General features: G+C 42.0%; 9 protein-coding genes and 1 tRNA gene. 3 read left to right on the forward strand and 7 right to left on the reverse strand.

What is annotated here, in order from left to right; all coding sequences use genetic code 11:
• Window positions 1-26: 26 nt before the first annotated feature.
• Entirely contained in the window at window positions 27-2069 is a 2043-nt protein-coding gene (locus tag J4861_RS06915) for a TonB-dependent receptor (RefSeq protein WP_211817383.1), read from the forward strand.
• Window positions 2070-2437: 368 nt separating this feature from the next.
• Here J4861_RS06915 and J4861_RS06920 read toward each other — a convergent pair whose 3' ends face one another.
• Both J4861_RS06920 and J4861_RS06925 read right to left on the reverse strand, forming a co-directional pair.
• Window positions 2438-7378, reverse strand: a complete 4941-nt coding sequence (locus J4861_RS06920; protein ID WP_211817384.1) for a DUF4132 domain-containing protein — start codon at window positions 7376-7378, stop codon at window positions 2438-2440.
• 140 nt (window positions 7379-7518) lie between these two features.
• Window positions 7519-7923, reverse strand: coding sequence for a hypothetical protein (locus tag J4861_RS06925; protein WP_211817385.1), 405 nt, complete (start codon window positions 7921-7923; stop codon window positions 7519-7521).
• Window positions 7924-8664: 741 nt separating this feature from the next.
• Between J4861_RS06925 and J4861_RS06930 the strand changes: the two genes are divergently transcribed.
• Complete coding sequence (locus J4861_RS06930) at window positions 8665-9009, forward strand: ISAon1 family transposase N-terminal region protein (protein ID WP_211813866.1); 345 nt, start codon at window positions 8665-8667, stop codon at window positions 9007-9009.
• A gap of 1 nt (window position 9010) precedes the next feature.
• Window positions 9011-9994, forward strand: a complete 984-nt coding sequence (locus tag J4861_RS06935; protein WP_428842164.1) for an ISAon1 family transposase — start codon at window positions 9011-9013, stop codon at window positions 9992-9994.
• Between the two features lie 283 nt (window positions 9995-10277).
• Here J4861_RS06935 and J4861_RS06940 read toward each other — a convergent pair.
• The 5 genes from J4861_RS06940 to J4861_RS06960 all read right to left on the reverse strand — a co-directional run bounded on the left by J4861_RS06940 (window position 10278) and on the right by J4861_RS06960 (window position 13484).
• Window positions 10278-10351 (reverse strand) — tRNA-His (locus tag J4861_RS06940).
• A gap of 89 nt (window positions 10352-10440) precedes the next feature.
• Window positions 10441-10824, reverse strand: a complete 384-nt coding sequence (gene secG, locus J4861_RS06945) for a preprotein translocase subunit SecG (protein WP_211817386.1) — start codon at window positions 10822-10824, stop codon at window positions 10441-10443.
• A gap of 9 nt (window positions 10825-10833) precedes the next feature.
• Entirely contained in the window at window positions 10834-11598 is a 765-nt protein-coding gene (locus tag J4861_RS06950; protein WP_211794163.1) for a tetratricopeptide repeat protein, read from the reverse strand.
• 70 nt (window positions 11599-11668) lie between these two features.
• Window positions 11669-12205 (reverse strand): LptE family protein, encoded by a 537-nt coding sequence (locus tag J4861_RS06955; protein ID WP_013264601.1) that lies wholly within the window; start codon window positions 12203-12205, stop codon window positions 11669-11671.
• Between the two features lie 37 nt (window positions 12206-12242).
• A complete protein-coding gene (locus J4861_RS06960) occupies window positions 12243-13484 on the reverse strand; it encodes a sigma-54 interaction domain-containing protein (protein WP_211817387.1) in 1242 nt (413 codons plus the stop codon).
• Between the last annotated feature and the right edge of the window lie 169 nt (window positions 13485-13653).

A 13653-nucleotide genomic window follows, 5' to 3' on the forward strand; every position in this document is an offset into this window, starting at 1 on the left:
GTATACGACTGAAAAATAGCAGTAAGATGGATAGAAGGAAGATAATTTGTGTGGTCTTTGGTGTGATGACACTTCCTGCTGTTGCACAGACTGATTCTGTATCAAAGAATGTTCAGCTGAAGGAGGTGGTTGTTGCAGGTGATATGGCGAAACGAGAGGTGGATCATATCGACTGTATTCCTACTCCGAAACAGCGGAAGCATGCTCATTCTGGATTTGAGCTTATAAGGAATATGATGTTGGCTGGTGTCAATGTGGATATTGAGAATGGTGTTATAACAACGCCAGCGGGTACGGCAACGCTGTATATCAACGGCAGGAAGGCTTCTGTGAGAGAGGTAACTTCGTTACGTCCAAAGGATATCCTGCGTGTAGAATATTATGATATGCCTACGGGAAAGTATGCTAACGACAAGGCTGTGATAAACTATATTGTTAAGACTTATACTTCAGGTGGTTATACACAAGTGGATGCTTTGCAGGGAGTAGGCTATCTGAGGGGTGATTACAACCTTACCTCAAAGTATAGTCTTGGGTATTATAATGTTAATCTATGGGCAGGTAGCAGTGTACAGAACCCTAAGGTTTATGGTGAAACTACGACAGATTATCTGCTGGATAACCCTATTCACAAGCAAGAGACAGCGTATGATACTGATATGAAGAGTATAGGTCGTTACGTTAATGCCAGTCTTAGTCGGAGGACGGAGCGTACAACGTGGATGATTAGAAGCGGTGTTGAAGTCAGTACAAGGCGTGATGATGTCTTGAATGGTAGTTTGATATATACGGGCTATACCGTTCCTTTGTCGTTTATGAATAATGTTCTTGAGCATGATAAGACTGTAAAACCCACCCTTTCTCTTTACTTTAATCGTATTTTCAAGGGTGGAAAGAGTCTTGAATGTTCGTTGGATGGTTATTATGCACGTAATACTTATAAGCGTAAAAGCCTTGAAGACAGAGCTTTCTTGAGTGATGTGAAAGAAGATTATACGTATCTAAACTTTAATTCAAGCTATGTGATGCCCCTTCCCAAGGGACATAATCTAACGTTTAGTCTGATTGAATTCTTGAAGATAAGTCAAGATGAGTATAGAGGTAGTTCTCCGAGTCTGCAGCATCTGCGGTCTTCTGAATCCTTGTTTTTTGTTGATTATGCGAAGCGGTGGGGGAGAAAGGTAATGTTGGTGGCTCGTCCTGGTGTGTCTTACCTTGCTTACAAGTTGCGTGGAGAGAAGGAGGTGACACATCTGGCACCACGTTTTTACTCAATGTTTTCGTGGAGTCCAAATCAGCATCAGGCTTTACAACTGTTCTTTGCTTTAGGAAATACGTTCCCGACACTGAATACTGTGAATGCTGCAGAGCAACAGGTAGATCGTGTCTTGGTGCGTCGTGGTAACCCTACGATGGATAATTCCACGCTACTTGGTCCTGCTTTGACTTATTCACTCACCTTTAAGAAGTGGTCTGCCTTACTCTCTGCCAACTATGAATATATGAGTAATGCTATTGCCAATGTTTTTCTAAAAGATAATAACAGACTGATAAATACTTATTCGAGCGATACACGCTATCATCAATACCAACTGTTGCTCTCTGCAACGTGGAAGGCTATGAGTGATTTTAATGTGAAATGGGAAGGTGGATATGATTATTACCGTGTAAGCGGAGCTGCCGACGAACGTTTAGGATGCTGCTATGCACGTATGGAAACTCATTATTACTTGGGCGATTTCTCGCTCTCAGCATCCGCACAGACTGCTCACAAGGATTTAATAGGCTGCCAAGAGCGTGTACACCTACCATTCCTCTATGATTTATCAGTAGAATGGAGTCACGCAAATCTGGCAGTAGTTGTTACAGCACGGAATCTCTTTATGCAAGGAAATGAGCGTACACGAAGTTTATTAGCCTCTAACTACCAGTGTTATGGGCGTGATGTTAGCGAACGGGACAATTCTTTTGCTTCTGTAAAAGTAGCCTATTCTCTTGACTATGGTAAGAAGGTTAACCATTCTCCTAAGTATGAATCGAAGGCTGCAGAAAGCTCAATATTGAAGTGATGAGTGTTCATAGCGTAGATTACTTGTCTGCTTAATCTCCTTTTTGGAGTTTAGTAGACCACAATTTGTAGTGCTTTTCTGAAAAAGATAGTCCATGACGCTCGATCCTTGTAATATATGGGTTTAATATTTCTCTTCCTTTATACGTGAGTTATTTGCGTATTAATATATGCAAGAATCAAGTCAATAAGAAGTTTATTTTTCATCTCCATTCATTTTGTTGATGCTCCGCACATGTGGTGTTGATGCTCCGCACCATTGGTGCGAGGCGTTAGCACCAATGGTGCGGAGCACTAAACACAATGCTATGGATAGCCTTTTTGGCTATGCTTTACCATAGATAGAGTTATTAGGAATAGGTTATAACGCTATTCTCGTTTAATCCATTTCAGAATTGTTGGGTCTTTTAACTTGTTATCTTCAGCAAGGAGTACCATTTTAGAAACAATCTCCACGGTTTGGGGGTCTTCATCCATAAATGGGAGATAGAGCTTCCCACGGTGCTGACTGTGTACAGGAATGATAGGAATCTCTACGCCACCAACCTGACGCACATTGCCAGAACCGAGGTGAATAGTATAGTCGGCAAGTGAGCCTTTAACATGAATAAAGTTGTCTGAAACTGTTACATTCTTCAATTTCATTAGCTCGGCAGTACATTTGATAATTGCTGCACGCAGTTCCTTCGTTGAGTTTCCAGTCTCTGGGTCGACACCACCGACGAAGGCAATGCTAACCGTCATGTCTACATCACGCATCACTTCGCTGTAGAGAATTGGGTCAATATCCGCAATCTTCAGTCGATTGTAAGTGCGTGTAGATGAGAAGTATACATACTCAATGGCTGGTGCTTCTATATCAGCAGGAGTAAACCAGTTGGCTTGTGCATAGAGTTCAACCGAGATTCCTTGGCGATAGAATACCTTGCGCAGACCTCCTTCATAGTCTGCACTCCATCCACGGCTACGCAGTGCAGCTGCTGCCTGCTTCACCTGAATCTGATACCCACTGTAACGAAGTGACTCGTTTTGTTCAGCTTCATCAGGTGTCGGGATGTAAATCTCACGGAATATCTGTTTGAAAGGTTGTACAATCTTCTTGTTGAAGACGAAGTTTTGCCACGCTGACCACGTGCCGTCGGCATAGAGTTGCTGGGCGTGGGTAATGATAATGGGCTCGTCTGCTTTTATCTTCTGGACGCCATTGAGTGTTTCCAGTCCCTCGTTGGTATAGAAACCTGTGGTTGTTCCTTGCCGGAGGAGCAGTAGGCGGAACATCGGACTGACGATAGGATTCTCAGCAATCACCTTTACATCTTGTGGACGTAATGGTGTCTGGCGTATCATCATATCCTCCATCATCGTGCGGGCACGCTTTCTCTGCTTTGTCCACTCCTTGCCCATAGCGGCAATATTGAGGTAGTCAGGGTGCTTCTTAATCTTTGCAGGTACCGTTTTCAGCACCTTCTCACCTTGTTGAATGATGAGTTTGTTGGTGCCATCCTCTGCTAACTGTAGCTTCAAAGAGTATCCCTCCACGTTGATTCCTTGCAGGAAAGCAGCGTTGTCAGTCACCTGCTGGCTCTCCATACGCCACGTTAGCTGTATCGGGTCAGCATATCCGGCACCGCGTGAGAGGTTGAGTAAGGCAATCTCGCATACTCTCTTCTCTGATGCCTGACGCTGTGCGCCATACTGCTTAGACTCTTTCAGAAAGGCTTGTATAAGCTGATAGCGTCGTTGCAAAGCCTTGTCGCTCTTGTCTGGAATCAGTCCTAATGAACATACGGCATCCTTGTTGCGCTTGGAGTGTATCTGTTCTGTGATGGTTTCTTCGTCTATCTTGCCGAGAGCCGTGTCTGCAAAGCGACGTGCCCGACTGTGATAGTTGCTGTTTCCGATGTATCGTGCAGCCTTGTAGAACAGGTCGAAACGCTTTTCTCCAACCACGGTATAAGCCTCGTGGAAGAGTTTTTCGTCAAAGGCTCCATCGGCAAGATCAGCTGGGTCAAGGTCGGTGAAGAGTGCCGTTGCTGCCCTCTTCTCGTCTTCACCCATCTCCTTTGTATGTGCAATGAAGTAGTAATAGGCAAGATCGAAGCCTTCCCAGTTGAGATACGCTTTGATAAGTGGAACCCACTGCGGTGCAAAATACGCCAACTCTAAGAGTCTGTCGTCTTTAATCGTCTTGAGTATTTCTGGCGTATCTGTTTCGAGTGGGAAGGTACGCTCAATGATATCGGTCAGCACTGCACGCTTTTCAGTTCCGTAGCTACTTGCTATCAGGTGGTCTTTGCCTAATGCTTTCATTGCCGTAACCATATACTCAGCACCCTGAAGCACCATTGCGTTACTTATACGGATGATGATATTAGAGGCTGTTGTCGGTGCATTGAGGCGGGTCATCTCAATCTTGAAGAGGTGTTGAGCTATCTTGTTGATGATTCTCTCCAGGTTCTTGTAAGTCTCTTTGCCATAACGTGCGTCAACGTTCTTCTCATCTTCATATAGTAAAGTAAGTCGGTGGCCTCGTGTGTTATAGATATAATCTCCTGCATTACGTAGTTCTTCTCCTTCGTCATTCAGCAGTAACTCCATAAAGGCATCGTCAGACAGCTTGCCTTGAAGATTGTAACGCGACAATATGAGTGCATCAATCGTATAGTATGAATAGTATAGGTTCTTGTCCATTCGGGCTATTGGCGCATACTTCCCATACATTGCCATTGTCATATCTGCGAGGAGTTTGAAATCTTCGTCTGTCCTCCAGTTTTTTTCTGCGAACCTCATTGCCATGTGAAAGAGCCTGCTATGGAACACGTGTCCATCATCGTTTGAACCATAACGGAAATTTCTTATGTACTTATTAGTCGGACAGTAGAAGAATATCAGTGCGAGAAGGGTATAGGCTTGACGGAAGATCAGGGAAGGGTTCTTCTTTCCTAAATCATCGAGCAAAGTCTGTATGATAAGCTGGAAATGGCTGGTATACTTCCAACTTTCTATGTCTTTCACATTCTTGAATGGATAGTTGTCTGCATCCAGTTCCACAATTTCCCTGCTATAGCTGTCATCAAGTACAGAAAGCATTATATCGATACCTAACAGGTCCTCGTCTTTGAGGGGATGAGCCGCAAGAAAACCTTTCCAAAGTTCAGGATAAGGAAGTGTGTCAAGGGTATGCTCGTCAGACGTAAAGGAAAGATAACTGTCACCAATGGTTTGGGTTCCTCCCCAATAGCTCTTATACTCTTTGTCAGCATTGTCCTCTATAATCTTTTCCAGTTCGGTGTATAGCTTGTGAAGTTCGTCAATGGTGTAGGTAAAGACAGAGCTTGCATCTGCACGCTTTTTGCCGGTAATCTTATTGAATACCTTACTAAGGAACGACTGCGAATCATTCTTTGTCAAGAAAGGATCGGATAGCTTAATAGTCGGAATGTCTCCCGTCTTGTACAGACCGTAACCACCTTCTGCACCGGGATAGGTTGTAGGAGCAGTTGTACTTGTCTCTTCACTTATAGGAGCAAAGTCCTTTGTAAGCTGTTTGCTACTTTCCCTAAGCTCAGTCAAAGCGGCTGTTATATAGTCTCCCTTCGTTGTCTGCAAGCGCTCGTATGATGCTTTCAACTGTTCGTAGGGCAACGTAAGTAGTACACGTACAGCCATACTACGTGTATCAGAAACCTTGGATTTTAGTTTCTTCTCTATCTCCTTGATATCTGTTGTGGTAAATTCTTCCTTGGAGAAGAAGGTCAAGAGAAAGTCAAAGCCCTCTTTCTCATAGCCAAAGATATTCTTAACAAGGAACTGACGACGTGCTTCAGGACTGCCTAAGGGGTAATATTCCTTCATAAAGGTGTATAAAGGCTTCTTTTTCTCATCCTCTTGGCTATAGTTATAATATCTTATGAAGTGCACTCCCCAGTTAGGCATCTTTTCAAGAAGGATATGGTCAATCGTTTCCTGTGTCTTCATTTGGCTGGCAAGTACCCACAGGGCATTGATGAAGTGTTCGCGTGAAAGACGGATATTGAACCATTCAAAGCCTTTGAAGGTGAAGTCTGTGTTATTCTTAATCTCCTTCTCCCATTTCGCTATCTCATCAAAAAACTTTTGGAAAAGTTCACGTTGCTTTCCCGAAACGCGGTCAACCTTTCCATATTCATACTTATCCTCCCTGGCTGTACAACTTAATTGTTGTATGAAGAAAGCCTTTACGAAAGGATCATCCAGATGCTTTACAAAGAACTCGAGGTGGTCAGTAACTTTGAAATGGCTTGAACGGTCAAGATAGTAGATGGCTGCAATACGGTTCTGGAGAGGGGCATCGTCATCAATTAACTGTAAGGCATCACGCTGTGCAATACTGAAATCCTCAGCGCCAGCCGTATATAAAGCGACGTAAACGAGTAGTGCATTCGGATCTGTATAGGCTTTTACGCGTTCCTCTGGGTGAGTTAAGAACAGATGAATTCCTTCGAAGATAGTTTTGATATCCTTGTCGGTAACAGACTCATAGCCGATACTAACCCACGTCTGAACAGATCGTCTAACGGAACTATAACGCAGAAGGCCTTCTTCGGCAATGACATCCAACATTCGTTTGTAGAATGTCAGGCTGTATTCATTACCACATTCTACGATACTCTGGCGCAGACCCTCCTGTAGTTTTGCAGCCCTCAGCACGTTGAGGAGGAGGGTATGCAACTCTTCGTTATTATTAGATTCTATGGCTGTGATGAGGCTTTGCGTAAGGATTCCGACGTTATTTTCACTGGTCAGTACCTCTTTTACTGCCTCAATAGTTTCTGATTTTCCCTGCTGGATGGCAGCTGTAAGTACAGGAGTAAATGAAAGGTAATAGCTGGTTATATCAGGGTATTGTCCACGGATTAGCTCGTCAATGGTGAGACCGTAGGCAGCTGCGGCAAAGAAGGCACGCATAGTGTCAGATATATCATATGCTATCTCCTGTAAATCAATGTCTTTTCTTACATCTATACGATAGATACCTTTCGTATGAGAGAATTCTTCGAGCTGTTTCAAATGTAGTTCTAAAAGCTGAGAATAGTCCTTTGGAAGAATGTGAGGAAGGTTTGCACCTGCAGAAATAAGTTCTTTAATGGTACGGAAAGGAAGCTTCTCTTCGTCATAACCTTTGTAAAAAACATTTCGGTAGTAATTGAATTGATAGTCTTCTTCCTTGCATTTGTTTACAAATCTTTTCTCCCATATATTGCATTGGGATAGGTTGATGCTATTGATATATTGTTGACAGTGTTCCTGCAACTCCTTCTTTGTTTTCATATTTTATTCCTTTCAATAAGTTTTTAGATGGTAAAAGTGTTCCAGACAATGCGAATTTGCTGGTTAATAAGACTTATAAAGTAGCGATTTTTGCTGAATCTAAGCCTTTTCCTCTCACAATTTTCTCTCTAAGTTTAACCTTAAAAATAAAGACCTGTGAGCATTGTGAGTCTGAGAAAGACGACTTCTGCTCCTTGGCAGAGGGTGATAGGGGCATTCCATTCCGTTACTTCTTCACCGTTGATGAATACTCTGAAGAGACCGTCATTGTATGCCTGCTTTGTTCGTTCCATCGCTTTTTCTATCGTATCGTGGTTTTCTCCATAGTTTTCAGCAAAGCGGATGCGTCCTTCCTCAGCCTGTTCGGCAATCTCACTGTCGGACAAAGCGTGGTTCTCTTTTGGGGTCTGCGCTTCTGTTAAGCCTTTTTGGGTTAAGATGTAGAGTAGAACTCCGAGTGTATTGACAGTTTCATCAATCTCTATAGGATGCCTGCCTAATTCCTTTCTACTTCCCAGCTTCTTTTTTATAATGTATATTTCCATTTGTTTAGGGATTTCTTCCTTTTGCAAATATAGGAAATAATTGGTAAACAAATGAATATTATTCCATTTCTTTGGCTGTGGAGGGAGTAAGGTTTTTGGTAATTACAAGAAAGGGTATTAGCTATGTTTGGAGTTGAACTGAACACACCTATTGGGGGCATGAGGATATTTCGTGGATAAGTAGTTTTTTGAGTTTTAATGTATGGTACATGATAACAAGCTTTATTTATCTTATCAATCGTATTCAGCGCATGTATCTTTCTTACTTCTCTTTGGAAAGTGATTGTTGTTTTGGAGTGAGGTGGAGGAAGATGTTGTTTTATGTTTCGAAATCGTTTTCAATTTGCTGTCATTACTGTCACATAAAGATGCTATATAACTAATTAATTTTCAGTGATGTTATACGAAATGTTAAAAGTGACAGCAAACTAAAATAAAAATATCCTTGTAATATGTGTAATCGTTTCTCTTGTTAATGGAGTCTTTGTCACTCCAAATATTGAAAGACTTATTTGTATAAGTTTATTACGGTCTTATTCGCAAGCAGTGATTCTATGTGCTATTAGCTTTTTATTATTGCTTTAAGCGTTGTCATATCTCAGTCAATAATTAGTAATTTTTTTACTTCACTTGTGGTATTTAAAATATCTACTGTGCCGAAATTGGGGTCAGTCCTAAAACCCAGTTGCAAGTCTACCCTCTTAAGCACATAATTTCATAAGTATTTATTACCTTTGCATCATGAAGAGTCACCAATTATTACGTTGCATCTTTCCAGATGTACTTGCCGACTACTTTGATGTGGTCGATATTCAAGAGAGTGTTTCTCAGTTTGATTTTTGGCTTGACGAGCGTAATTTTATGGAAAAGTCAGACCATAAGTTAGGCACCGTAAGCAGTTATGGTTTTACCAGCGAGCGTGTTATTCAGGACTTCCCCCTTCGTGGCAAAGCAGTTTACCTCCATGTTCGCCGTCGCAAATGGCGTGACAGTTCCAACGGAGAGATATTTACTTATTCATATGATGATTTGACGGCTGAGGGCAGTAAACTATCCCCCGAGTTCGTTTCTTTTTTAAAAGAATAGAATTGAGTCCACTGCAGAGAGCATCGCAAGTATCGGTGCTCACTATGGCGTAAATGGCAAGCTGTTATCCACACAGTACAAGGAACATCTCAGTGATTATCGTAGCTGGGATCAGTTAGATCATGCTCAAGACTGGCTATTGTTTGAAGACAACATAGGAGAGAATCTAAGTATTGATGAGACCTGTCTAAGTAGTGGCGAGGTTTATACTTTTCTGACCAACAAGGCGGGAAAGGGCAGAAAAGGGACTTTGGTAGCTGTGGTTAAAGGGACCAAGGCTGAGGACGTCATCCAAATTCTCAAGACGATAAACCTTTCTAAACGGGAGACTGTCAAAGAGATAACACTCGATTTATCATCTTCTATGATGCGTATAGCCCGCTCTGTTTTTCCCAAAGCACTTATTACCAATGACAGATTTCATGTACAGAAACTATATTATGATGCTCTGGATGACATGCGTATCGCTTACCGATGGATGGCAAGAGATAAAGAGAATGAGGAGATAAAAGAAGCTAAAAGTAAGGGAAAGGAATATATACCATTTAGATACAGCAATGGTGACACGCGTAAGCAGTTGCTCGCCAGAGCAAAGTTCATATTGACCAAGCACAAGACCAAGTGGACTGAAACACAGAAAGGTAGGGCACAAATCATCTTTGAACATTATCCGACACTGAAAAAGGCATATGACTTGGCTATGAAACTTACCGATATTTATAACATCAAGAGCATCAAGGATGCTGCAAGGCTGAAGCTGGCAAAATGGTTTAATGAGGTTGAAGAGCTGGGAGTGGACAATTTCTACACAGTGATTGACACGTTTGAAAATCATTATCAAACCATACTCAATTTCTTTGTAAACAGAGCTACGAATGCAAATGCCGAGTCATTCAATGCTAAGGTTAAGGCATTCAGGGCACAGTTCAGAGGAGTCACAGATATTCCTTTCTTTTTATATAGGCTTATGAAATTATGTGCTTAAGAGGGTAGACTTGCAACTGGGTTTTAGGACTGACCCAGGTTAAGGCATTCAGGGCACAGTTCAGAGGAGTCACAGATATTCCTTTCTTTTTATATAGGCTTATGAAATTGTGTGCTTAAGAGGATAGGCTTGCAACTGGGTTTTAGGACTGACCCCGAAATTGAGTGCTTAAGAGAATAGACTTGCAACTGGGTTTTAGGACTGACCCTATCTTTGCATAGTGGCAGTGATATACAAAAGAAAAAGCGGAGGTCTTTAAAAGACTTCCGCTTAATTCTTGAAGGGTGGGTGGTGGGATTCGAACCCACGACATTCAGAACCACAATCTGACGCTCTAACCAACTGAACTACATCCACCATATTGGCTATTTCTTTTTAGCGAGTGCAAAGGTACGGGTTTTATTTGGACTGACCAAATATTTCCCGTACTTTTTTATTATTTTCCCTTATTTTGCTGGCGCAGCTGGTGTTGCAGCTGGAGTAGCAGGTGCCTGTGCTGCTGGAGCAGCCTGCTTCTGCTGGCTTGCACCGAAGTTAGGCAAGTTGTTTGGGTTTGTTGTATTGTCATCCAATGCAGCTTTCTCAACAACACTTGCATCTGTGGTTGCTGATGGTGCAACGTAAGCACTTGCTACGCTGATAATAACCATTGCGATAGCTAAGCCCCATGTAGTCTTCTCTACAAAGTCTGTAGTTTTGCGAACACCCATGATAGCATTAGATGATGAGAAGTTTGATGAAAGACCACCGCCCTTTGATTCTTGAATCAGAACGACACCAATCATCAAGAGTGCTGCAATCACGATAAGGATTACGAATAACGTGTACATTTTCTTGTCTTATTTTTTATTGTTATTTATTATCAATTTCTCCAAAAAACGTATTTGGTCTGCAAAGTAACGATTTTTTTTCGGATATACCAAATTTAATCGCCTAATAATTTCCAATGCTTTAGAATATCGACCTTGCTTTATATAAATTCTTGCTAATGTCTCAGTAAAGTAGCCAGTATCTTCATTTTCAGCTGCCTCATTGTGATCATTCTCTTCAGGTTCATACTCAGTCTCGTCTTGTAAAGTGATTTTTCCCCCTTCATTATAGATGAAATCGTCGATAAGTTCTTGTCCTCTTAGCTGTGGCGTGATATCCTCATTCTGCTTACTTTCACTCTCCAACAGATAAGCAACGTAGTCCACAGTGGCATCAGCAGGTGTCGGTTTGCGCCTTCCTTCTGTTTCCTTTGTTGTATCTTCATCTTCAGGAATCTGTTCTAAGAATGTATCGATAAGTGATGTTGTACGGTCTTCATCTGTAGCCGTTTCAGCGTTGATAGTTGTTGACTGCTTTTCTGCCTTTTTCTGTTCTGGAATAAGTTGATAATGGGCATCCTCAACGAGTTTGAAGAGGATATGACGGTCAGAGATGTACACAGCTGCACGTCGTAACTCATCATCGAAGGTGGGATCATGGAGCAGAAAGAGATTCTGCAATAACAGAATACGAGCTGGCTGATAGTAAGGATAGAGCGCAAGCATACTCCGGAGATCATATAAGGTCTCCTTGTTCAGATTCTCCGGATGGTTAATAAGATTGGCTATATCCATAGGACGATAAACGATTATGTGGGGTGATAAGAATAATAGTCAATGAAATTAAAATGCTGATGTGGAATGGCTACCAGTTAGCAACGGTTGCATTGAATATCTGGTCGGTAAGGTCCTTCACCATCTGTGTGACGAGTTCCTCCTGTACAGAGTTCAGACTACGTACCGTTTCATAGCTTGAAGTAGCTGTGAACTGTCGTTCAAAGTCTTGGCTATGGTTTGTATTGTTTGTGAAGCGCACATTGACAGTGATGGACAGTTCTGTTTGTGCAGAATATCCTTCACTTGATACGCTCTTATTACGTTGCTGATACTGTGTGATTTCACCTTCAATCTTCATATCACCATTACGTTTTACTTGTTGTAGGCGTGTATGGTTAGCAAAGACATCTTTCAATTGATTGTTGAACATTGGTCCCATTGGTCCCCATACATAGGTAGAGCGGATAGGGAAATCTGCAATTTGAATGGTACGCACTTTACTGTAATCAATACTTGCACCATTAAATTTATAGGATACACTGCAAGCTGCCAATAAGAGCAAGCAGATAGCTGTCACACCCCATGTCAATGGGCGGATAGATGTGAATTTCTTTCCTATCTTCATTGTTTTGTAAGAGGGTAGTCCCTTTTGTGTCTATTGATTAATCTTTGTCTAATCCGTATTGTCTGATTCGTCGATAGAGTGTTCGGTCGCTGATGCCTAACTCTAAAGCAGCTTTCTTACGATTTCCATTGTTACGCTCTAAGGCTTTCTCCACCAGTTGCTTTCCAATGTCGTTGAGGTTGAGTGTCTCTGGTTCAGATATTTCTTCTGCTACAGCGTCTTCAACCTGTTCTATCGTTCGTGTTGGAGTGATAGGCTGTTTGTTTGTGGTAGCAGGAAGATTAGAAACTGTTGACGGAGTAGGCTGGAAACCGCTTGCACCATTGAGTTGTCTGCTTTCCTCCAACTGTTTACGAACGTTGTTGAGATCACGTCGTAAGTCACTTACATTACCTCTCAACTCATAGAGAATTTTATAGAGAATCTCACGTTCGCTCTCATAGCTATGTGAACCACCGCTTTGTATCGTAGCAAGTTGTGTGCTGTCTTGGTCACGTGGGATAAAGTGCAGCAATGTTTCTGCATCAATCTCACGCTTCTCGCTTAGAACAGACATCTGTTCGGTAATGTTCTTTAGTTGACGAACATTGCCTGGCCATTTGTACTGTAACAGAATCTGACGTGCTTCATCTGTGAGTGTAATCTTTGGAAGATGATACTTCTCTGCCATCTGCATAGCAAAGAGACGGAAGAGAAGTACGATATCCTCACCACGATCTCGGAGTGGTGGCATCTGAATAGGAATCGTGTTAAGACGATAGTACAAATCTTCACGGAACTTACCTTCGCTAACAGCTTTCTGCATGTTGACGTTAGTAGCAGCTACGATACGTACATCCGTCTTACGGATTTCTTGGCCACCAACACGGATATATTCACCTGTTTCGAGTACGCGAAGTAGTCGAGCTTGCGTTGCTAAAGGAAGTTCACCCACCTCGTCGAGGAAGATGGTTCCTTTGTTGGCTATACCGAAATAACCTTCACTATTGCCAATAGCTCCTGTGAAAGAACCCTTCTCATGACCGAAAAGTTCACTATCAATGGTTCCCTCTGGGATAGAACCACAGTTGATAGCAAAGTATTTCTCGCGACGACGAGGAGAATTGTCGTGGATTACACGTGGGATAATCTCTTTACCAACACCGCTCTCGCCGATAATCAGTACAGACAAATCGGTGGGTGCTACTTGTAAGGCAACATCCAGTGCACGATTCAGTCCGTCGTTGTTACCGACAATGTTATATCGTTGTTTGGTCCTCTGTAATTCTGTTGTATTCATTTAACTGACAAATTTACCTATTTAATTTGGAAAAACTGCAACTTTGGCAGACTTTAACAACTTTCTTTCTGTCTTTCTTTGCTGTTTCCAGTGGAATGAATCAACTTGTTCTAAATGATTCTCAAGAAGAAAAAGATTTTTTATGAAGATAATTTGTGATGTATAAAAT

The organism is Prevotella melaninogenica (assembly GCF_018127925.1).
In the GTDB taxonomy this organism is placed as follows: Bacteria; Bacteroidota; Bacteroidia; order Bacteroidales; family Bacteroidaceae; genus Prevotella; species Prevotella melaninogenica_C.